At 58.4% G+C, this 20,112-nt stretch carries 22 protein-coding genes and 1 pseudogene; 12 read left to right on the top strand and 11 right to left on the bottom strand.

Translation table 11 applies throughout. The features are described from left to right. Positions 1–8 precede the first annotated feature (8 nt). A complete protein-coding gene (locus tag KLP42_RS23955; RefSeq protein WP_353844924.1) occupies positions 9–926 on the bottom strand; it encodes a LysR family transcriptional regulator in 918 nt (305 codons plus the stop codon). A gap of 87 nt (positions 927–1,013) precedes the next feature. Here KLP42_RS23955 and KLP42_RS23950 point away from each other — a divergent pair, with 87 nt between their 5' ends. The 7 genes from KLP42_RS23950 (at position 1,014) to yghX (ending at position 7,406) form a co-directional block, all read left to right on the top strand. Further along, complete coding sequence (locus KLP42_RS23950; protein ID WP_215570312.1) at positions 1,014–1,511, top strand: lactoylglutathione lyase family protein; 498 nt, start codon at positions 1,014–1,016, stop codon at positions 1,509–1,511. Further along, the gene (locus KLP42_RS23945; RefSeq protein WP_215570310.1) at positions 1,511–2,659 is read left to right on the top strand and encodes an alkene reductase; all 1,149 of its coding nucleotides are present in this window, start codon (positions 1,511–1,513) and stop codon (positions 2,657–2,659) included. The genes KLP42_RS23950 and KLP42_RS23945 overlap by 1 nt, the downstream gene beginning before the upstream one ends. Positions 2,660–2,721: 62 nt before the next feature. Next, entirely contained in the window at positions 2,722–3,678 is a 957-nt protein-coding gene (locus KLP42_RS23940) for an alcohol dehydrogenase catalytic domain-containing protein (protein ID WP_215570308.1), read from the top strand. Beyond that, complete coding sequence (locus KLP42_RS23935) at positions 3,671–5,209, top strand: MFS transporter (protein WP_252193227.1); 1,539 nt, start codon at positions 3,671–3,673, stop codon at positions 5,207–5,209. Before KLP42_RS23940 ends, KLP42_RS23935 begins: the two co-directional genes overlap by 8 nt. 18 nt (positions 5,210–5,227) lie before the next feature. Continuing rightward, on the top strand, positions 5,228–5,890 hold the full coding sequence (locus tag KLP42_RS23930; protein ID WP_215570306.1) for an O-methyltransferase: 663 nt from the start codon (positions 5,228–5,230) through the stop codon (positions 5,888–5,890). A gap of 32 nt (positions 5,891–5,922) precedes the next feature. After that, positions 5,923–6,402, top strand: a complete 480-nt coding sequence (locus tag KLP42_RS23925; RefSeq protein WP_215570304.1) for a PepSY domain-containing protein — start codon at positions 5,923–5,925, stop codon at positions 6,400–6,402. Between the two features lie 116 nt (positions 6,403–6,518). Then, complete coding sequence (yghX, locus tag KLP42_RS23920) at positions 6,519–7,406, top strand: YghX family hydrolase (RefSeq protein ID WP_215570302.1); 888 nt, start codon at positions 6,519–6,521, stop codon at positions 7,404–7,406. A 52-nt stretch (positions 7,407–7,458) separates the two neighbouring features. Here yghX and KLP42_RS23915 read toward each other — a convergent pair whose 3' ends face one another. Both KLP42_RS23915 and KLP42_RS23910 read right to left on the bottom strand, forming a co-directional pair. Next, positions 7,459–8,313 (bottom strand): NAD(P)-dependent oxidoreductase, encoded by an 855-nt coding sequence (locus KLP42_RS23915; protein WP_215570300.1) that lies wholly within the window; start codon positions 8,311–8,313, stop codon positions 7,459–7,461. Positions 8,314–8,372: 59 nt separating this feature from the next. Beyond that, positions 8,373–8,888 (bottom strand): SRPBCC family protein, encoded by a 516-nt coding sequence (locus KLP42_RS23910; RefSeq protein ID WP_215570298.1) that lies wholly within the window; start codon positions 8,886–8,888, stop codon positions 8,373–8,375. Between the two features lie 107 nt (positions 8,889–8,995). Here KLP42_RS23910 and KLP42_RS23905 point away from each other — a divergent pair, with 107 nt between their 5' ends. The 4 genes from KLP42_RS23905 to KLP42_RS23890 all read left to right on the top strand — a co-directional run bounded on the left by KLP42_RS23905 (position 8,996) and on the right by KLP42_RS23890 (position 12,105). Continuing rightward, positions 8,996–9,934 (top strand): LysR family transcriptional regulator, encoded by a 939-nt coding sequence (locus KLP42_RS23905; protein ID WP_215570296.1) that lies wholly within the window; start codon positions 8,996–8,998, stop codon positions 9,932–9,934. 22 nt (positions 9,935–9,956) lie between these two features. Next, positions 9,957–10,862: a dienelactone hydrolase family protein gene (locus KLP42_RS23900; protein ID WP_215570294.1), complete on the top strand. Its 906-nt coding sequence runs from the start codon at positions 9,957–9,959 to the stop codon at positions 10,860–10,862. A gap of 91 nt (positions 10,863–10,953) precedes the next feature. After that, positions 10,954–11,352 (top strand): DUF2946 family protein, encoded by a 399-nt coding sequence (locus tag KLP42_RS23895; protein ID WP_215570292.1) that lies wholly within the window; start codon positions 10,954–10,956, stop codon positions 11,350–11,352. Between the two features lie 93 nt (positions 11,353–11,445). Beyond that, positions 11,446–12,105 carry a Crp/Fnr family transcriptional regulator gene (locus KLP42_RS23890; protein ID WP_215570290.1) on the top strand — a complete coding sequence of 220 codons (660 nt, stop codon included), beginning with the start codon at positions 11,446–11,448 and terminating at the stop codon, positions 12,103–12,105. Between the two features lie 262 nt (positions 12,106–12,367). Here KLP42_RS23890 and KLP42_RS23885 read toward each other — a convergent pair. From KLP42_RS23885 to KLP42_RS23855, 7 genes and pseudogenes are all read right to left on the bottom strand, one after another. Further along, positions 12,368–13,062: pseudogene (locus KLP42_RS23885) on the bottom strand (SDR family oxidoreductase). A gap of 55 nt (positions 13,063–13,117) precedes the next feature. Further along, entirely contained in the window at positions 13,118–13,792 is a 675-nt protein-coding gene (locus KLP42_RS23880; protein WP_215570288.1) for a 4-carboxy-4-hydroxy-2-oxoadipate aldolase/oxaloacetate decarboxylase, read from the bottom strand. Between the two features lie 98 nt (positions 13,793–13,890). After that, positions 13,891–14,727, bottom strand: coding sequence for an ABC transporter substrate-binding protein (locus KLP42_RS23875; RefSeq protein ID WP_215570286.1), 837 nt, complete (start codon positions 14,725–14,727; stop codon positions 13,891–13,893). Positions 14,728–14,759: 32 nt separating this feature from the next. Continuing rightward, complete coding sequence (locus KLP42_RS23870; protein ID WP_215570284.1) at positions 14,760–15,527, bottom strand: amino acid ABC transporter ATP-binding protein; 768 nt, start codon at positions 15,525–15,527, stop codon at positions 14,760–14,762. Then, entirely contained in the window at positions 15,524–16,279 is a 756-nt protein-coding gene (locus KLP42_RS23865) for an amino acid ABC transporter permease (protein ID WP_215570282.1), read from the bottom strand. The genes KLP42_RS23870 and KLP42_RS23865 overlap by 4 nt, the downstream gene beginning before the upstream one ends. Next, positions 16,276–16,983, bottom strand: a complete 708-nt coding sequence (locus KLP42_RS23860; RefSeq protein WP_215570280.1) for an amino acid ABC transporter permease — start codon at positions 16,981–16,983, stop codon at positions 16,276–16,278. Before KLP42_RS23860 ends, KLP42_RS23865 begins: the two co-directional genes overlap by 4 nt. Beyond that, complete coding sequence (locus KLP42_RS23855; protein WP_215570278.1) at positions 16,980–17,756, bottom strand: SDR family oxidoreductase; 777 nt, start codon at positions 17,754–17,756, stop codon at positions 16,980–16,982. The genes KLP42_RS23860 and KLP42_RS23855 overlap by 4 nt, the downstream gene beginning before the upstream one ends. A gap of 193 nt (positions 17,757–17,949) precedes the next feature. Here KLP42_RS23855 and nac point away from each other — a divergent pair, with 193 nt between their 5' ends. Then, positions 17,950–18,855: a nitrogen assimilation transcriptional regulator NAC gene (gene nac / locus KLP42_RS23850; protein WP_215570276.1), complete on the top strand. Its 906-nt coding sequence runs from the start codon at positions 17,950–17,952 to the stop codon at positions 18,853–18,855. On the opposite strand, the gene KLP42_RS23845 is transcribed toward nac, so the two are convergent. Beyond that, positions 18,852–20,057: a pyridoxal phosphate-dependent aminotransferase gene (locus tag KLP42_RS23845; RefSeq protein WP_215570274.1), complete on the bottom strand. Its 1,206-nt coding sequence runs from the start codon at positions 20,055–20,057 to the stop codon at positions 18,852–18,854. The genes nac and KLP42_RS23845 overlap by 4 nt on opposite strands. Positions 20,058–20,112: the final 55 nt, after the last annotated feature.

Genomic DNA, 20,112 nt, shown 5'->3' with positions numbered 1-20,112 from the left:
GATGGTTGTCAGATGGCGGCAAGCCCGCCGCTTGGCCCTGAAGAAAGCGTTTGCTTTACAACTTCGGCAACGCGCATCATGCGCGCTGCCCGCACCACCGCCTTCCTTTCGATCAGATAGAGGCTATGGCGAACCGGATTTGGCAAAGAAGCACAGCGCAGCATTGCCCTTTTGGGGTGTGGATCTACGCCACTTCGCGGCAAAATGGTGTAGCCGATCCCTTGAGCGACCGGCTCTGGAATTTGACCGATCTGATTGATGAAGCTGCGCAGTCGAAGCTGTTCTGCGCCGCCAAATTCGCTTCGGAAATTTGCCGCAAACAGCTCCTCGGCATAGGCAAAACCATCCGGGTGACCGATGAAGCCGAGCTCCTGGAGCTCAGCAAAGTTAAGGTCGCCTGCAAGCTCGGCTGGCAATACAAGACACAGCTCGTCAGTCCCGACCTGCTCTCCCAGCAATCTCGGATGGATCGGCGGATGATCAACAATTCCAAAATTGAAGCTTCCGCCGATTACACCTTCGAGCACGCGCATTTGCGGGGCTGCCTCTAACCGGATGACGAGATCGGGCGCGTCAGCCATCAGGCTTAAAAGCCTTGGATAGAGCAGCAATGCGACGCTTCCGGAGCAGGCAATCGTGACCTCACCGGAATTCGGATCGTCGACGGCAATTGAGGATAAAAGCTTGCCTTCTTCCTCCTGCAGGCGCTGCGCGAATGCCAGCACTGCTTCGCCAGCAGGCGTCAGCAGAAATCGTTTGCCTTCCTTGGCAATAAGGGATGCCCCGATTTCCCCTTCGAGCTTGCGCAGATGTTGCGACACGCCGGGCTGGGTCATGTTGAGCCGTTGCGCGGTTCGGGTGAAATGACCGGTCTCGCACAACATGACGAAGGTCTGAAGCCACAGAGAGTTCAGCAAAACAATCACGCAGGGTTATGATTTTAAGAAGATATCATAATTTTTCTGGTGGATCCATCACTGTTATCCTTGAATGCAAGTTCAAGGAGTATTGCAATGTCAACGACCCCGCGCAGTTTCTCGCATATCGGCCTTTCCGTTCCCGATCTTGACAAGGCCGTCGAGTTTTACCGCGACGTGCTGGGCTTTTACGTCATCATGCCGCCCACGAAAATCGTCGCTGACGAAAGCGATATCGGCGTCATGTGCAATGACGTTTTTGGGCAAGGCTGGGGCGAATTCCGCATCGCGCATTTGGCGACTGGTGACAGGATCGGTATCGAGTTGTTCGAGTTCAAGGGTAATCATCCGCCCCAGGACAATCTCCCTTTCCGGCAGACAGGCCTGTTTCATTTCGCGATCCAGGATCCGGATGTGGAAGGGCTACTTGCAAGGATCATTGCGGCCGGTGGCAAGCAGCGTATGCCGGTCAGATCCTACTTTCCCGGCGAAAAGCCCTACCGCATGGTTTATGTCGAAGACCCGTTCGGCATCGTCTTTGAGCTCTACTCCCACTCCTATGAGCTTACCTATTCGGCAGGGGCCTACAACTGATGACAGGCGACCGGGTAAAACATCGACCGCAGCTATTTGATACTTTCAGGCTGGGCTCTTTCACGCTTAAGAACCGTGCCGCCTTGGCACCGATGACCAGAGCGAGAGCCCGCAACAACATTCCGGACTTGAACACCGCCCGCTATTACGCACAACGCGCAGGCGCTGGGCTCTTAATTACAGAAGGAACGATTGTCAGTCCGCAAGCGTCAGGCTTCATCGATTGCCCAGGAATTTGGTCGCAGGAGCAAGTGGTCGGATGGTCTCGGGTGACACGCGACGTTCATGATCAGGGCGCGGCCATCTTCACGCAGCTCTGGCATGTAGGGCGTGTAAGCCATACATCGGTGCAGCCTGAGGGGCAGGCGCCCGTCAGTTCCACTGCTCGACCTGCGGCAACCTCCTCTGCGTATGTTTATAATGAACACGGGGTGCCCGGCTTCGTAAGGGTATCGACACCCCAAGCGCTTACCATCAGCGAAATTGCCCAGGTTGTACAGGACTTCGCGCAGGCCGCTGAAAACGCTGTTGAAGCTGGCTTCGACGGCGTGGAGATTCACGGCGCAAATGGCTACCTTGTTGAACAATTCCTCAATGGGGCGGTCAATGACCGCACCGATCGCTACGGCTCTCAAAACATCGGAAACCGGATGCGGTTTGCGCTGGAGGTCGTGGACGCCTGCATCGCCCGCATTGGTGCCAGCCGCGTTGGCATCCGCCTCTCGCCGTTTGGCCGCCTGCATGATCTTGAGGATTTCGACGGCGAAGCCGAAACCTTCCTGACGCTCGGGCAAGAGCTGGCAAAACGTGGAGTGATCTTCGTTCACATCATGGATCAGGCAAGTCGCGGTGCAGCGGCCATGCCTCCTGGATTTCTGCGAGAGTTTCGGAAGACTTTCGACGGTGCTCTCATCCTTGCCGGCGGCCTTGATCTGGAACGCGCCAATCGTGCCCTTGCGGAGGGCCTGATCGACATCGCCGCATTTGGCGCTCCGTTTACGTCGAATCCGGATCTTGTCGAGCGCTACCGCAACGGCTGGCCGTTGAGGCCGGTCGAGCCGGACAGATACTACGGCGGAGATGCTCGTGGCTACACGGACTACACGGCCTATTCACCCACTGGACACCATGGCGAGGCCAAGCCGTGACAAACACCCTGTGCCCCCAAGCATCCCCCTCGCAGCCAGATGTACAGGGACGGACGGAAACGATGAAGGCCTTCATCCTGGAAGGCGGCACCGAACCAACCGATCTTGTACTGAGTGAGAGGCCGACTCCTATACCGGGCGACGGCTATGTTCTGGTAAAGAACCACAGCATCGGCCTCAATCCCGTCGACTGGAAGGTTCTCGGACGCATCGGTGCTCGCGCCGACAAGATCCCAGGCTGTGATGGCGCAGGGATCGTCGTGGCCGTGGGCCCTGGCCAATCCGCCGATCTTCTTGGAAAGAGGGTCGCCTACCACACCCATCTCATCCGCGACGGCTCCTTCGCTGAATATACGACGGTTGCTACACGCGCCCTCATGTCAATCCCCGACGAGTTGGACTTCTCCAGTGCTGCCGCGGTCCCATGCCCCGCTTTGACGGCATGGCTGGCAGCCGCAAAGCTGCCGCGGCGTCCGGGCTCAATGATTCTGGTATCTGGCGCCGGCGGATCCGTCGGTCATTACCTCGTGCAGTTCTTGGCCCAAACAGGATGCCGGGTAACAACAGTCAGCCACACGCGCCATCACGCCCGGCTTCGCTCGCTTGGTTCGGCCGATTGCCTGTCGGATGCGTCACAGGCCGCCGCTGGCATGTATCACGCCGTCATCGACAGCGTCGGAGAAACCGTTGCGGCAGCCTTGACGCCCTGCCTTCGCGCGAATGGCCACATCATCGCCATTCAGGGCCGGTTTGCTGCCTGGCCCTCCCCGCCGTTCGCGCAGTGCTGGTCGATGCATGAGGTCGCACTCGGTGCCTTACACGTCCACGGTGACGACCGTGACTGGGCTGAGTTGATTGTGGCTGGAAATGAGATTCTCACCAAATTGGCGGACGGTCGTCTTGTTGGAGAAACCCTTGTCCCCGAAGATTTCGGTGCCCTGCCACAGCATCTGGCTGCACTGAAAGAACGCAGCTTCTCCGGCAAGGCGATCATCGAAATGGATCATATCCATGACTGAGGCAGGCGTTAGCACCGGAATGGGAAACAATGAGGTGCAAAGCAAGGACCGCGAGCAGCAGCCGTCGCCCCCCCATATTCCCGGTTCCATGAGCGCAACACGCCTGCGGCTCCTGACCACCCTCGTGACGGGATCGCTGTTCATGGAAGTACTTGATGGCAACATCATCACGACGGCCCTGCCCGAGATGGCAAAGTCACTCGGCACATCCCCGGTCGAACTCAATGTCGGCGTCAGCGCCTATCTCCTCTCGCTCGGCATCTTCATTCCGGTCAGCGGATGGATCGCTGACCGGCTCGGCGCACGATCGATCTACACGCTTGCAATCGCCCTGTTCACCCTGACCTCAGCTCTGTGCGCGACCGCTGACAGTTTGACAGCCTTCATCCTCATGCGGATCCTGCAGGGCGCCTCCGGTGCGATGATGGTGCCGATAGGTCGCCTTGTCATCCTTCGGCAGACCCCGAAGGATCGGCTGATGACTGCCATGTCCAATCTCGTTTGGCCCGCGTTGATCGCTCCGGTGATAGCACCACCATTGGGCGGTTTTATCACGACCCATTTCAGCTGGCATTGGATTTTCCTGATCAACCTGCCGCTCGGCATGATCGCCTTCGTCGCAGCCATTATTCTCGTTCCCAATCTGAAGGAAGACCAAAGCCGCGCTTTCGACTGGCGGGGCTTTTTCTACTGCAGCCTTGGCACGTTTGCCCTGTTGAGCGGCCTCGAACGGCTCGCAACCGAAATCGATCCGACAGGCGCAGGCTTCGTGCTTGCAGGTTTAGTTCTGGTTACGGTCGCCTTACGTCATTTCCGCCGGACGGCATCGCCGATGCTCGATTTATCTTCCTTCCGGATCGCCACGTTTCGCGCCGCCATGATCGGCGGCTCGGTCACCCGTATGGGCATCGGCAGCGTTCCTTTTCTCCTGCCTCTGCTTTTCCAGATGGGACTGGGGTATTCGGCCTTCCAATCCGGCATTTTGCTGCTGATCGTGTTCGCCGGCAACCTGGCGATGAAGATCGTAACCACGCCTATTCTGCGGCGTTTTGGCTATAGGCGGGTGCTTCTGATTAACGGCGCGCTGGCGGCCTTTAGCGTTGCGGCGGTTGCTGGGATCACCACTGACACGAGCTTTGAGTCTATTGCCTTCATATTGTTGGCAAACGGGATCACGCGTTCGATGCAGTTCACTGCTCTGGGCACAGTGGCCTTCGCGGACATCGAGAAATCGCAGATGTCGGATGCCAACAGCCTGTTCAACACCATCTCGCAGGTGACTATGGCCGCAGGCATCACGCTTGGCGCACTTGCTTTACGGCTGGGGGAGGGTCTGACCGCTCGCATGCAGGTCTCAGACGCCCTCGCCGCTTACCATGTCGCCTTCCTGCTGATGGCGCTACTCACGCTGGTAGGTCTGGTCGACTGCTGGCGGCTGCCGGCCAATGCAGCAGATCACTTCGTCAGCAGAACCGGAAACGGAAGAGACCACAGCCAGCACCCTCAGGGATCAGACACTCCCAGAAGTTAACCTCCAAGGAGACCACCTATGGCGGATCACCAAGGCCTTTCGACCGATCCGATAGAAGACGAGACGACCAGACAGATCTTCGGACTATACCACGACCGCATGCGGGCCGAGCGATCCACGCCCCGGAGCGAGGCACCGGGTGGACGCGACGGCGGGCATGACCAAAGGATGCGGGCCATCGGTCCAGAAACAGGCCGGCTACTGCACAGCATCGTCTCATCACGTCCCGCACCCCGGGTCCTGGAGGTCGGCACCTCATTCGGCTATTCGACCCTTTGGCTTGCCCATGCCGCGAAGCAAGCCGGCGGACATGTGATCACTATCGAGAAGCACGAATACAAGAGCGTCTACGCCCAGGACATGGCGCGCCGCGCAGGATTGGAAGCCATCATCAGCTTTCATGTTTGTGACGCTCTGCAGAGCATCAGAGGGATGGAAGGCCCCTTCGACTTCGTCCTCATCGACCTGTGGAAGGATCTCTATGTGCCAACCCTTGAGGCGGTCCTTCCGAAACTAGCGAATGGCGCCATCATTGCTGCCGACAACATGCTCAGGCCCGGCTCCGAAGAGGTACGCGTCTACGCGACAACAGTCCGAAGCCTGCCGGGCATGAGGAGCCTGACACTGCCGGTCGGTACCGGTGTGGAAATCAGCGTTTACGATACCAGCCACGCCGCATGAAACAGCAACCATATGACATAGGACATGAAGAGATGAAAACCAGGAATTACGCACATCATCCATTGAATGCCGGTCGTCCGGCACAAATCCTGCTGGTCGTACTCAGTGTTCTGGGCGCAGGTTCGGCCTCGGCAGCTCCCGACCTTCCAGAATCGATCAGAGACTTGCACCTCACAGATGTGGAGGTACGACCAGAACCGCATCACCACCACGGTCGAATCGTCGAAGGCAGATTGCCTTCAGGTGAATGGATCAAGATCGATCTGGACGATCGCGACGACATCCAGGAAATAGAAACCGACAGTCGTCGCGGTTTCCGTCTTTCGGACGTCAGCCCGATCATTCCCCGGACTGTGCGCGAAAGTGATGATTTGCCAGCTAACGCGACAATCGAGAAACTGGAGTTTCATGATCGGGACGAGATCGAGATTGAAGGTTGGGATGCTGCCAATCGAGAATTCAAGGCGAGGGTGAGCATTTCGGGAAAGATCATCGAAATCAAATTCGACTGACGACAATGTGAAGTTGTCTGTCGTGTTCAACTGATTACGATGGTCTTATTACAATTAAAACGTCCCGCCCTCAGATCGATCAGTCTAATCAGCAGGCTTTTACAAAGGGAACCACAATGGCGCGTCTTACTGCAAAAGACTTCCCGCAGGAACTTCTGGAACTCTACGACTTCTACGCCCACGGCCGCATAACAAAGCGCGAATTTCTTGAACGGTCCGCCAAGTTCGCCGTGGCAGGCATGACCGCGGCCGCACTCGTCGCGTCGTTATCTCCGGATTATGCTCTGGCCCAGCAGGTCGAATTCACCGATCCGGACATCAGCGCCGAATACATTGAATATCCGTCGGCAAAGGGTCATGGGCAGGTTCGCGGTTATCTCGTTCGCCCGGCAAAGATGGTCGGCAAAGTCCCTGCAGTCGTGGTCGTCCACGAAAACCGCGGCCTTAACCCTTATATCGAAGATGTTGCACGTCGCGTTGCAAAGGCCGGTTTTATCGCGCTTGCGCCTGACGGCCTCTCGTCAGTGGGCGGATATCCCGGCAATGACGACAAGGGCCGTGAACTGCAGTCTCAGGTCGATCCCGAAAAGCTGATGAATGACTTCTTCGCAGCCATCGAGTTCCTGATGGCGTATGAACAATCAACGGGCAAGGTTGGGATCACCGGTTTCTGCTATGGTGGCGGCGTGTCGAACGCAGCTGCCGTCGCTTACCCTGAGTTGGGCGCAGCAGTTCCGTTCTACGGGCGGCAGCCACGCCCAGAAGACGTCGCACGGATTAAGGCGCCGCTCCTCATTCACTATGCGGAACTCGATACGCGGATCAACGAAGGCTGGCCAGCTTATGAGGAAGCCCTGAAAGCAAACGGCAAGACCTACGAAGCCTACATCTATCCCGGGGTCAATCACGGCTTCCATAACGACTCCACGCCCCGTTACGATGAAGCCGCGGCCAAACTGGCTTGGGACAGAACGCTAGAGTGGTTTCGCCGTCATCTTGCCTGATTGTAAGTGGACGGGGCGCCATGGTGCCCCGTCCGCCGCATAGTTTGACGAATTAGGAGCGCTGGAGTTTGACCAGGGCGCTCATGTTCTCGCCACCGATGCCGGCGTCAATTGCGGCGTTGAACCTGGATTTCAAGGCACCCGAAAGCGGCAAGAGTACGTCGCCTCCAAGCGTCCCGACATAGTCCAGATCCTTCTTGATCAGGTTTATCGGAAACTGTGGCGCATGGTTATCGCTCCGCATCAGCATGGTCAGGTAACCCGCGACCGGCGCCCAGGACGACGTCATGGCGAGGGCTTTGAGAGCAACATCGATATCGAGCCCTTCGCGCTCCATCATCGGCAGCAACTCCGCCCACGCACCGACCTGCAGCGCCAGCATGGTGTTGGTGACCAGCTTGACGACAGCAGCATCGCCGACAGGGCCGACATGATGGAACGACGCTCCAAGGGGTGCAAGGATTGAGGTAGCCTTGCCGACATCTGCCGCGTCTCCCCCTAGGAAATAAAGCAACTGGCCGCTTTCAGCCTGCGGGCGCGAACCGGAGACCGGAGCTTCGACAGGCAGGATGCCGATGTGGCGGGCATCTGCCGCCCATTCACGCGCAGGCGTCAGCGTCGAACTCTCGATTGCGATAGCCCCTTTGCGCATGCCGGAAAGGATTCCAGTTTCCGCATCAGACCAGACGATACGCGAAGCCTCGTCGTCGCGCAGCATGGTGATGACGGCATCGACGTTGAGTGCCGCCTCACGCGGGGAGGATGCCAGCTGCGCTCCAGCATCAACAAGGGCTTGGGCAGCATCCGCGTTTCTGTTCCAAACCACGACCTCATGCCCGGCGTTGATGAGGCGGCGAGCCATGCGGCTGCCCATGGCCCCAAGACCAAGCACTGCAGTTCTTGGCATTGTACTCTCCATTTGATCGAGGAACGGCCGCCCACCGACGGGCGGCCTTAGCAAGAACCTCAGGCCTTGGCTGCACGGGCGGCAGCAACCAGACCATCAAGCCATTCTTGGTGACCGTTGATCATTGGGTTCGGGACGGCGCGTGCCAGTTCCTTTGCCGGTTCGCCGTTTTGCGTTTCCTGAGTGAGGATGCGCACTCGGCCGCCGGAAAGGTCCTCAATTAGCCATGCGTGATGGACATCCAGGCGATCGGAGTGGCCTTCGGTGCCTGACCAGCCGTGCCAGGCAATACGAGCAGGCTGCCCATTGACTGGCGCGATATGCTCAACGACCTGAGCTTCAACCGGGAAGCCGAACGTGCTGAAGAAGAAGCGGTCGCCATTTTCGAACTCTGGCCCCTTACCATCGTAGAAGCGGACATCGGCGCTGTTTTTGTAATAATCGGGCCAGCGCGAGGGAATGTTCAGGAAGGGCCAGATGTCTTCGGTCGTGAGACCAGTGACAATAACCTCGTTCGAGCAGTAGTTGTCAGTGAAGCCAGGTACATACCCTGCTGGCCAGATGATATCGGACATCTTCTTCTCCTTTTGAATTTTGAAGGCCGTCTGTGGCTTTTGATGCTGGGAGAATGCCAGTAAATGATTTATAATAGAAATCGCAATTCGATATCTGAGATATAGACGTGACTGATATCAAATCACTCGATCTGAACCTTCTAAAGGCCCTTGATGCCCTTCTCGAAACGAGATCCGTGACGCGTGCGGCCGACAAATTAGGGCTCACGCAGCCGGCGGTCAGCGGCATGTTAACGCGGCTGCGGGACGCCTTGAACGATCCGCTGTTCATTCGTACCCAGCGGGGCATATTGCCCACGCCACGAGCGGAGTCTCTGGCCACCCCTCTTCGAATGGCACTAGGCGAGATCCAGAAGCTTCTGGTGGCGGAGACGTTCGATCCGGCCCGAGCTACAATGACCATTACCATGGCCGCAACCGATTATGCACAAAAAGCCATCTTGCTACCTTTGATGACCGCACTCAGGACGGAAGCGCCTGGCATTCGGGTCGCGGTTCGACCCGTGGATCTTCCGCAACTTTCCCATCAAATGGAAGGCGGTATCGTTGATCTGGCACTAATCACGCCGGAGATGGCTCAGGACACCATGAGAAGCCGAAAGCTTTTCGATGAAAACTATGTCTGCGTCCTACGTCACGACCACCCCGCGAGCAAGGAAAAGCTTGATATAGATCGACTCTGCACTCTGGAGCACGGCATCATGTCACATGATGGGTCAAGGTTTTGGGGAGCGACCGACGAAGCGCTCGCGCGTCAGGGGCGCAGCAGGCGAGTGGTAGTGTCGGTGCCTAGTTTCATGGTTCTGATCGATTTGGTCCGTTACTCCGACATCATGGCGCTCCTTCCAGAGCGTCTCGTGGAAGGCTGCACGGACCTATATGTGTGCGAGCCACCATTCGAAGTTTCGGGCTTCACCAAAATACTGGCCTGGCATGAACGCTTGCAACAAGACCCAGCACATAGCTGGATCCGTGAGCGACTGGCCGGTCTGGTAGCGCCACGCACAGGCTGCAGGCATTCTAGCACAGACCTGCAGTCGCATTAATTGAGCCAACCAAGAGATCGAAATGAAACGAATTCTGATCCCGGTAATACTTTTTGCCTTGCCAGCGTTTGCACAGAAGGCAACCTCGCAGTCGCTACCTGACACTTATGCGACACAGCAAAGGCAACAGAGTTTTGCGACATCAAGGCTCAACGGATCACAGCGAGACGGTCAGTGGGTGTCCCTGCAGCTAAAGGATCGTACTCTTCGCGCCTTCCTGCGCTACCCGAACAAAGAAATTCAGTCTCCTGTACCGATTGTAATCGTCCTGCATGAAGTGTTTGGGCTCACTGATTCAACGCGCAATACGGCAGATCGGATATCGGAGATGGGTTATCTGACGATTACGCCAGATATGGTTTCCGGTTTAGCCCCCAATGGCGGAGGCGTTGAGGATTTTTCGAACTCGAGGCAGACCGCTGAAGTTGTGACAGGACAACTTCACGCGAATGTCGTAGCACAGATAAATGCATGGGCCCGGTACGGACTGAATCTGCCGCAATCCAACGGCAAGCTAGCCGTTGTTGGACTTTCCTGGGGCGGCGGAGCGGCTTTCCGCTATGCGGTTAGTGCCGATCATCATCCCGCACTGAAGGCAGCATTTTCCTTCTATGATGTGGGACCGCCAGTCTTCAATCAGGGGCCGAACAGGGCCAATAACCCGCCAATGGACATTTCTGCCATGGATGTCCCTGTGTACGGATTCTATCCGACAAACGACCTCAGAGTCATGGATAGCCTGCCGACTACAATCGAAGCCATGCGCGCTGCCGAAAAGTTGTTCTTTCCCGAAATCTACGAGGGCGCTGATCACGGATATATGAGGCTAGGCGAGGACCCGGCTAATGAGAATGTTGCCAACAAGACAGCGCTCTACAAAAGTCTGGATCGGCTCAAAGCGGAGCTGAAGAATACCGTTTCCAATTGAATCCAGGTTGACGCATGCCGCTCGCTGGGCGCAGGTGTCGCATTGCTCGTGGCAACAACAAGGGCTATGATTTGCCAATCGAGGGGACGTGATGAAGCGAAGCGGGGAGTATGCGGAAGTTTTGACGCGCATTTTGTGCGCGCTTGCTCTGCTGTTTGTCGGGCTCTCCCACAAACCGCCTGTCTTGTCTGCTCCTACACTGACACCGGCAGAAATCGCCGCCTACACTCTGCCGGATGGAACTTTGCCGGTGCTGTGTTTGCCGTCTGAAGACGGAGACAGCAAAAACCATAGCCATGATTTTGGTAACGGTTGCGAAGCCTGCCGGCTCGCCTCCGCGATCCTGTTGCCTGAGCCACCGGCGGTTGGCGGCGTAACGGTTTCCCTCAAGGCGGATCGCTACGTCCCGGTGCGTGACGAAGCTTTCTACCGGCAGCTTTTCCCTCCCAACACCTCACCACGCGCGCCTCCCTTTGGCCTGATTGCCTGAACCGAGTCCGCTTTTCGAGCGGCCGTCTTCAACAATCTGTGCCTATGAACGGGGCGTGACCGCGCTGTTCCGGCACATGGCTGGAATTCGCGCATGTTGAACTCGCTTTCGAGGGATGACGACGTTTCATCCCTGCACGCCCTCAAACCGTGTCTCGATGCCCCATGGACGCATCAGCGCAGCATCTCCGCAAGGACCGGGATTCCGCTGGCGCGTTCCGGCGCCCCGCTCACCTTCCGCCTTCGGCAGGGATGCGTAGCACTCTTTCGGGAACTGAGCGACAACCGTCGGCAGATTCTGGATGTCTTCGGCCCCGGATGGGTCGTCAGTGGCGAGTGCGTCGACCTTGGCGAATGCCGGGCGATTGCCGTCTGCCCGGTGAGGATCGAATTCATCGATCCATTTCAAAACCGCAAGGCGATCACCGATGCCACCAGACGCATGCTCATCCGCGCGCAGGCGCACAGCCTGCTGCTGGGCCGCAAGACGGCGACTGAGCGGGTTGCCTCGGCGCTGCTTGATCTGGCCGACCAGTTCTCCCGCCAGGGGCATGGCGGGCGCGGCAGCTTCCTGCTCTATCTCTCCAGAAGCGAACTGGCCGACTGGCTTGGCCTGACCCACGAAACGATCAGCCGCTGCCTTAGCCGCTTCAAACGCGATCGCCTGATCGCGTTTACCCAGCCCGAACTCATCACCATTCGCGACCGCCAAGCACTTCAGGCGCTCGCGACCGGTGCAATGCGCGCAGCCTGATCACCGACATTTTCGACACTCTGTTCTTTGAGGGGGATAACCATGACACTCGCGACGGACCAATCGTCATCGATATCGGATCGAAGCTTTGCCAGAAACTTCTACAACACGGCTTGACGCTGGCATTTCTATGCCAGCAAAGGCCAGAACCTTCGATGCTCTCTGGCGCGCCATCGGCGACATCTGCAGCCTCTTCTCCCAACAAGAGTGCTGGAACTTCTTCAAAGAGGCGGGATATGCGCCCGTTTAAGCGTCCGATGCTCTAGAGACTGATGGTGATGCCGCCGTCGACATAAAGAGTGTGTCCGTTCACGAAGGAGGAAGCCTTGCTCGAAAGGAAGACGGCAGCGCCGACCAGTTCATCGACATTGCCCCAGCGGCCAGCCGGCGTCCGCTTTTCAAGCCATGACGAGAATTCCGTGCTATCGACCAGCGCCTGGTTGAGCGGTGTCGTGAAATAACCCGGCGCCAGCGCATTGACCTGGAGGCCGTGCTTGGCCCAATCCGTGGACATACCGCGTGTGAGGTTCTTCACCGCACCCTTGGTTGCTGTGTAGGGCGCAATGCCGGGACGGGCGAGTTCGCTCTGCACGGATGCGATGTTGACGATCTTGCCTCGCCCGCGTCCGATCATGTGCCGCGCCACAGCCTGCCCGACATAGAACACGCTTGAAATATTCGTCTTCAGCAGCTGCTCCCAGCGTTCGGTGGGAAAATCTTCGAGCGGCGTGCGGAACTGCATGCCGGCATTGTTGCTCAGGATGTCGATCGGGCCGAGATCGCGCTCGATAGCCTCCACGCCGGTCTTGACCGCCTCACCGTCCGTCACGTCGAAATTGCTGACCGCGACCGGGTGCCATGTTCGGCCAAGCCTTTTGCCAGCGCAAAGCCGATGCCCTGCGAGGAACCGGTCACAAGGGCACGTTGCCCGGAAAGGTCGAAAAGGGGGAAGGTCATTCAAACCTCCTTACGATATGAAAAATGCCATGTGGTCGATTGGTGTGGCCGCCGATCAGATATCGACGACAAGGCCTTTTGCCTTCAGCACGGCTTCCAGGCTGGAGACTTCCACCACAGACTTTCCGGCCTTGTAGGCAGCGATATAGCCTGCTTCAGCATCCTCGCGGGCCTGCGAAAGCTTCGCCACTTCCGCCACTTCGTTGCGGCGAACCACGACCAGACCATCTGCATCGCCAACGATGACATCGCCCGGATGGATGATCTCGCCGCCGACAATAATGGAATCGTTGGTCGTGCCGAGAGTCTCCTTGACAGTGCCCTTGATGCAGGTGCTGAGCGAGAAGACCGGCAAGCCGAGTTCGCGAAGCTGCAGCGTATCGCGCACGCCGGTATCGGTCACAAGACCACCGATACCCTTTGCAAGGCATGCATTGGCCAGCACGTCCCCGAAAGACCCGGCATCTTCATACTCTCCGGCCGAAACCACGATGATATCGCCCGGCTTGGCATAGTTGATGGCAAGCTGCAGCATGATGTTGTCCCGCGGCGAGGATTTGACCGTGAAAGCCGGACCGCACAGCTTCATGCGATAATCCACCGGCTTCAATCGCGACGACAATGCGCCGCGGCGGCCCTGGGCTTCATGGATCGTTGCCGGAGAGAACTTTGCAAGCGCCTCGATATCGGTCTTGGACGGGCGTTCTGCGATGTCTTTGATGTGAATCACTTGGATTTTCCTCGCACAGATACCCGTGGCGGCAGAACCATCTCCACCGCCATGAGCATCGTCATTTTTTCAGTTGAGTTGGGTCCCGGCCGTCCGGCTTACGGGATGGGGTCGAATTTCAGTTCGGCAAGCGGCACCACCTTGTCGGTGCGCGTCATCTTGTAATCGGTGTTCGGGCCAAGCCACTTGTCCCAGATCTGGTTGAGTTCACCGGAGGTATCGAGCTTGCGCAGAACCTCGTTGATCTTGGCCGTGAGCGCCGGGTTATCCTTGGCCATGCCGATGCCGATCGGCTGATAGAGCATCGGCTCAGGGATCATCCGCATTTCCTTGCCCTTGGTCTTCGATTCCATGACCAGCTTGGTCGTGGTCATCGTGTTGGCAACCATGCCGCGCGCCTTGCCCTGCTGGGCGGCGAGATAGGCGGACGCGGTATCCTGGAAGGTCAAGGGATCGGACTTGTTGAGCTTGATCGACATTTCCGACGTCGAGCCCTTGGTCGACGCCAGCCGCTGGCCCTCGAAATCAGCCTTCTTCTGGCCCGGATCATCAGCCGGGACGATGAGCATTTCCTTGGCGAGATAATAGGGATCGCTGAACTGGATCTGCTCGGCGCGGCTCAGCGTGTAGGCGAGGTTCGCCACCGTGATGTCGACACGACCAAGCTTGACCTCGGGTACGCGGGCCTCGACGGACACGGGCTTGATTTCCGCCTTTACACCAAGCGCCTTGCCGATGGCGTTGCACAGATCGACGTCGAAGCCGACCATTTCACGGGTCTTCGGATCGGGCGATGCGAAGGGAGGCACGTCGGCAAACGTTGCACAACGCAGCGTCTTCGACGACATGATCGTGTCGAGTTGATCCGCCTTGGCGGACGAGATGGCTGCGGTACCGGCAAGTGCCGCCGCCAGAGTGATGCATTTCCAGTTCATTGCTGCTCTCCTTTGTTTTTTGGTTTTGGATATCAGTGGCGCAGATCAGCGAGGAACCGCTGCGCACGGGGATGGCGGGGGGTCTTGAAGAACTCTTCCGGCGGAGCCGTCTCAAGGATTTCGCCCGCATTGATGAACCAGATGCGGTCGGCAACGTCGCGGGCAAACCCCATTTCATGCGTGACGCACAACATGGTCATGCCTTCAGCCGCGAGGCTTTTCATCACCGACAGGACCTCCCCGACCATTTCGGGATCCAGCGCGCTGGTCGGCTCATCGAACAGCATGACCGGCGGCTCCATGGCGAGCGCGCGGGCGATGGCCACACGCTGCTGCTGTCCGCCGGAGAGCTGTCCGGGATAGGCGTTTGCCTTTTCCGCCAGGCCCACGCGATCAAGCAGTTTCAGCGCCTTGTCATAGGCCACATCCGGTGCAACGCCCTTCACGCGGATCGGCGACATCGACACGTTCTCGACCACCGACAGATGCGGGAAGAGGTTGAAGTTCTGGAAAACGAAGCCGATGCTGCTGCGCAAAAGATTGAGTTTCTTCGCCGGCATCGTCGCGTGAATATCCTGACCGTCGAAGACGATCGAACCACTGTTGATCTCTTCCAGACGGTTGATGGTGCGGATCAATGTCGACTTGCCCGAACCGGACGGGCCGCAGATCACCACCACCTCGCCGCGCGCGACAGAGGCATTGATGTTTTTCAGAACCGGATGATCGCCATAGCTCTTGTGGACGTTGGACAGGCGGATCGCCGGGGCCTGTTGCGGAGTGGATGCGGACATGGTCATGGCTGCTCCGATAGGATTTTGGATGGCGCCAGAGGTGCAACGACCGTACGGGATGGTCCGGCGCGCCGGCGGGTAATCCGTTGCTCAATGGCATTGGCCACCTTGGTCAGGCTCCAGCAGATGGCGTAGTAGACGATCGCCAGGATCAGGAAGACCTGGAAGGGCTGTGTCAGAAGCTGGTTGTTGACCTGGCTGGCCGCGAAGGTGAGGTCCGGCACATTGATGACATAGCCGATCGTCGTGTCTTTAATCGTGGACACGAAGGTCGAGATGATGCTCGGGATCATGTTGTAGAGTGCTTGCGGCAGTATGATGAACCGCATCGCGCCCAGATAGCTGTGTCCCAGCGCCTTGGCTGCTTCCATCTGCCCATGACCGAGGGCGACAATGCCGCCGCGAACGACCTCGCTGAGAAATGCTCCCTGGTAGAAGACCAGCGTCGTCAGCATCGTGACAAAGCTCGGCACATCCGCCCCGGTCAAAAGCGGAACCAGGAAATAGCTCCACAGAACCAGCATCAGCAGCGGCACGCCGCGCGTGATGTAGACGAGCGCCGTGACGGGCCACCGCAACGCACGCCATTTCGACAGGCGCGCTAGGGCAAACAGGATGCTGATTGGAAAGGCAAGTGCGATACTGAGCGCCGAGAGGATCAGCGTATTGGCCAGTCCGCCCAGTGGACCGTTCGGATATTGGCCTATCAACAGCAGCAGCCAGTAATCCTTGATGATGGTGATGATGTCCGTGATCATGCGCGCGCCCTCCGAACCGGGTCTGCACGCAATGACAGATAGGCACCGGCACCCATGATCAGCAGAGAAAAGAACAGATAGAGCACCGTGCCGATCAGATAGATCTCGAAGGTCCGGAAGCTAAGGTTTTCAATTTCCTTGACCGCGTGAGTCAGTTCCGGTGCGCCGATGATGATGGCCAGGCTGCTGTTCTTGAAGAGCGATACGCTGTGATTGATGAGCGGCGGCAGCGCATTGCGAACACCCTGCGGCAAGATGACGAAGCGCATCGCCGACAGATAGCCGTGACCGAGAGCCTTGGCCGCTTCCATCTGCCCGGGACTAACGGAGCGCAGCCCGGAGCGCAGGTCTTCGCTGAAATAGGCCGCCTGGCAAAGCCCGAGACCGATGATGGCGAAGATCGTTTCGGCGTTGTGGGCGGAAAGCCAGGAGGTCAATCCGTTCGGCATCAAAGTGAAAATGCCGAAATACCAGAGCATCAGCTGAACCAGTGTCGGCACGTTGCGATGATAGGACACGTATGCGGCGACAACGTACTCGCCGAAGCGAAACGGCGAAAAGCGGATGGACAGAAGCGTGAGCGCGAGGACCATCGCCAAAAGCCACGACCCGGCAAAGATGACGAAAGTCATCTCGACGCCATGCAGCAGCATGGCGACAGAGGCCGGATCCTTGAGAATGGCCGAAAGGTCGAATCCACTCACCGCTTCGGCTCCCCGGGTTCGTCGGCCTGACGCGGCTGGGGCCGTGCCGTCTGAAGCCCACCCATCACCTGGAGTGTCGGCGTGATCTCCATGTGACCGATATTGACGGCCACAGGCGCAGCAATGGCAAAAGCGATCGCGTCTGCAATGTCGGCGGCCTCAGGGAGTTCGAAACCGTCGATGAAGCGTTCGCGAATGCTCGGGTCATTGCCATGCACGTGGTTGAAGATATCTGTCGCCACGCGACCCGGGCAGACTTCCGTGACGCGGACACGCTTGCCGAAGGCATCCAGCCGCAACTGGTTCGACAGCATGGCCACGCCCGCCTTGACGGCATGATAGGTCGAATTGCCACCGAAATTGTAATTGCCGGCAATCGAAGAGATGTTGATGACATGACCGCGGTCGCGGGCAACCATTCCCGGAACGATCAGCCGGCAGATGTGAAGAACCGCGCGCAAGTTGACGTCGACAAGCAGGTCAATGTCACCTTCATCGGCGTCCAGGAATTTCTTGGGCCGATCCACCCCGGCATTGTTGACGAGGATGTCGAACGGAACCCTGGATGCGAGGTCAGCGATTGCGGCCCGATCCGTTACATCGATGACGTGCGCGATGCACCCGGTCCGTTCGGCAAGAGCCTTGAGTGCATCGCCGCTTCGGGCAATGGCGTGAACTTCGATATTCTCGCGACGGAAGCGCTCGACGATGGCAGCGCCGATGCCGGAGGATGCTCCCGTCACCAAGGCTGTCTTGTAATCGGAGAATGGCATTAAAGTCCCCTTTTTTTGTTGCCGCAGACATTAGCGGCGCTTTAATTCCTTGCCTAAGACCGATTATCTCTGGAGCAATAAGCAAGTTGTATGGAGCTCCCCTTTCCGCGCCGGCAACCGCAAGCCCGGCGTTTGCAAAGGGCGTCCACCTCTGTAAACATGCGCCGAGAGAGAACAAAAGCATCCCGATCAAATGGACATCAGGCGCCTCAAATCCTTCATCGTGATCGTCGACAGCGGGAGCATTACGCGTGCTGCTGATCTGCTGCACATCGCCCAGCCGGCGCTGAGCCAGCAGCTGTCCGCTCTGGAAGACCATTTTGGTCAGAAGCTTTTGATACGCAGCCAGCAGGGTGTCAGCATGACGGATGCGGGCCATGCGGTTTATCGCCATGCCCAGATCATCCTGCGGCAGATGGACCAGGCGCAGGCCGATGCATCGGCAGCCGGCAATTCCCTGGCCGGGCGCGTTTCCGTCGGCCTGGTGCCTTTCAGCAGCGCGGCCACACTTTCTGTCGACCTTCTCGCGGAGACCCGCCGGCGTCACCCCGGAATCCTGCTGCACCTGACCGAGAGCGTCGGCCAGACCTATAGCCAGATGATCATGAACGGCCGATTGGAAATGGCACTGATCCACGGCACGGGGCCGATCAAGGGCGTGCGCTTCGATCCGATCCTGCGAGAAGACTTCTATCTGGTCGCGCACCGCGATTTCGGGCTCGAAGATGACGGCAAGCCGGTGCCGCTGGCGGCGCTGGACAGCATGCCTCTGCTGCTGCCGCCCGCCTACAACTTCGTCCGTCGTGCGGTGGACACTGCCTTTACCCGCACACGCAACAGCATGAAAGTGGTCGCGGAAGTGGAGATCGTTCGCACATTGGCGCGCGCGGTGGCCGCAGGTCTTGGCGCGACGATCATGCCAAAGGCGATTGCCGACCGTATCATGACGGAAACCAGCGAGCCGCTGATCTGCCGGATCGTCTCCCCGCGGATCGAGGAGACGCTGTCTTTGTGTGTTTCCGACCAAAACCCGTTGTCGGAGCCGGCACTTGCGGTCAGGGACATCCTGGTCGAGCTGACCGAAGGGCTGAAGATTTAACGCATGTCCGCACAGAACTGGGCAATGCGGGCGCAGCCCTCCTCCAGCATCTCCATGCTGGTTGCGTAGGAAATGCGGAAGAACGGGCTCATGCCGTAGGCAGCGCCCTGCACAGTGGCGACGTGGTGTTCATCGACCAGCGCCATGACGAAATCGACGTCCGTCGCGATCTTGCGGCCGCCCTTGCTGGTCTTTCCAATCAGGCCCGACATGTTCGGATAGACGTAGAAGGCACCTTCGGGTTTGTGGCAACGAAGTCCTTCCACCTGGGACAGCTTGTCGATGACAAAATCTCGGCGTGCTTTGTAGATCGCCGCACGTTCCTTGAGCAGGCCCTGGGGACCGTCGAGTGCTGCAATCGCTGCCGCCTGGGTCAGGGTAGAGATTCCGCCGCTGTTCTGGCCGTTGACATTGCTGATCGCGGCCATCAGTTCCTTCGAACCGCTGGCACAGAAGCCCAGCCGCCAGCCGGTCATCGCATAGGCCTTCGAGACACCATTCATCGTCAGCACGCGATCATAGAGGCGGGGTTCGACCTCGGCGATCGTGCAGAATTCGAAATCGTCGTAGACCAGATGCTCGTAGATATCATCGGTCAGGATCAACACGTCAGGATGGCGCAGCATCACGTCAGCGATCGCCGCCATCTCGGCCCGCGAGCAGGCGGCGCCGGTTGGATTGTTCGGGAAGTTCAGAAACAGCCATTTGGTGCGCGGCGTGATGGCGGCTTCCAGGTCTTCCGCGCGCAGCTTGAAGCCGGCCTGCTCAAAGCAGGGGACAGCGACCGGGACGCCGCCGGCGAACTTGACGATATCGGCATAGCTGACCCAGGAGGGTGTGGGGATCACGACTTCATCGCCGGGATTGCAGGTTGCCAGCATCGCATTGAAGATCACCTGCTTGCCGCCGGCCGAGACGATAATCTGGCTTGCATCGTATTCGAGGTTGTTATCGCGCTTGAACTTCCTGCCAATGGCGGCCTTCAGCGCTGCCGTGCCGTCCATGGGCGGATATTTGGTGTCACCGTTCAGGGCAGCGGAATAGGCCGCCTCGATCGCGTGGGCCGGCGTCGGAAAATCTGGCTCGCCGGAGGAGAGGCTGACGACCTTGATACCCTTGGCTGCCAGCTCTCGGGCGCGCTGGGTCATGGCTGCGGAGGCGGAGATGGAGACATTCTTCAGGCGGTCGGCTGTGACGGACATCAGTCTGGTCTTTCGATGGTGGATTGAATTGGAGGAACGCCCACTGGGCGATCAG

The organism is Rhizobium sp. CSW-27 (assembly GCF_018760785.1).
In the GTDB taxonomy this organism is placed as follows: domain Bacteria; phylum Pseudomonadota; class Alphaproteobacteria; order Rhizobiales; family Rhizobiaceae; genus Neorhizobium.
The sequence above is the reverse complement of the archived record's forward strand: the minus strand, read 5'-3'. Positions and strand labels throughout refer to the sequence as shown.

What these genes read in the sequence shown, in the direction of transcription:
- KLP42_RS23890 (WP_215570290.1), top strand. Translation starts at nt 11,446, where the DNA reads ATGTTGAACTCGCTTTCGAGGGATGACGACGTTTCATCCCTGCACGCC.
- KLP42_RS23855 (WP_215570278.1), bottom strand. Translation starts at nt 17,756, where the DNA reads ATGCCATTCTCCGATTACAAGACAGCCTTGGTGACGGGAGCATCCTCC.
- KLP42_RS23845 (WP_215570274.1), bottom strand. Translation starts at nt 20,057, where the DNA reads ATGTCCGTCACAGCCGACCGCCTGAAGAATGTCTCCATCTCCGCCTCC.
- KLP42_RS23875 (WP_215570286.1), bottom strand. Translation starts at nt 14,727, where the DNA reads ATGAACTGGAAATGCATCACTCTGGCGGCGGCACTTGCCGGTACCGCA.
- nac (WP_215570276.1), top strand. Translation starts at nt 17,950, where the DNA reads ATGGACATCAGGCGCCTCAAATCCTTCATCGTGATCGTCGACAGCGGG.
- KLP42_RS23940 (WP_215570308.1), top strand. Translation starts at nt 2,722, where the DNA reads ATGAAGGCCTTCATCCTGGAAGGCGGCACCGAACCAACCGATCTTGTA.
- KLP42_RS23895 (WP_215570292.1), top strand. Translation starts at nt 10,954, where the DNA reads ATGAAGCGAAGCGGGGAGTATGCGGAAGTTTTGACGCGCATTTTGTGC.
- KLP42_RS23865 (WP_215570282.1), bottom strand. Translation starts at nt 16,279, where the DNA reads ATGATCACGGACATCATCACCATCATCAAGGATTACTGGCTGCTGCTG.
- KLP42_RS23945 (WP_215570310.1), top strand. Translation starts at nt 1,511, where the DNA reads ATGACAGGCGACCGGGTAAAACATCGACCGCAGCTATTTGATACTTTC.
- KLP42_RS23910 (WP_215570298.1), bottom strand. Translation starts at nt 8,888, where the DNA reads ATGTCCGATATCATCTGGCCAGCAGGGTATGTACCTGGCTTCACTGAC.
- KLP42_RS23935 (WP_252193227.1), top strand. Translation starts at nt 3,671, where the DNA reads ATGACTGAGGCAGGCGTTAGCACCGGAATGGGAAACAATGAGGTGCAA.
- KLP42_RS23870 (WP_215570284.1), bottom strand. Translation starts at nt 15,527, where the DNA reads ATGACCATGTCCGCATCCACTCCGCAACAGGCCCCGGCGATCCGCCTG.
- yghX (WP_215570302.1), top strand. Translation starts at nt 6,519, where the DNA reads ATGGCGCGTCTTACTGCAAAAGACTTCCCGCAGGAACTTCTGGAACTC.
- KLP42_RS23950 (WP_215570312.1), top strand. Translation starts at nt 1,014, where the DNA reads ATGTCAACGACCCCGCGCAGTTTCTCGCATATCGGCCTTTCCGTTCCC.
- KLP42_RS23925 (WP_215570304.1), top strand. Translation starts at nt 5,923, where the DNA reads ATGAAAACCAGGAATTACGCACATCATCCATTGAATGCCGGTCGTCCG.
- KLP42_RS23930 (WP_215570306.1), top strand. Translation starts at nt 5,228, where the DNA reads ATGGCGGATCACCAAGGCCTTTCGACCGATCCGATAGAAGACGAGACG.
- KLP42_RS23915 (WP_215570300.1), bottom strand. Translation starts at nt 8,313, where the DNA reads ATGCCAAGAACTGCAGTGCTTGGTCTTGGGGCCATGGGCAGCCGCATG.
- KLP42_RS23900 (WP_215570294.1), top strand. Translation starts at nt 9,957, where the DNA reads ATGAAACGAATTCTGATCCCGGTAATACTTTTTGCCTTGCCAGCGTTT.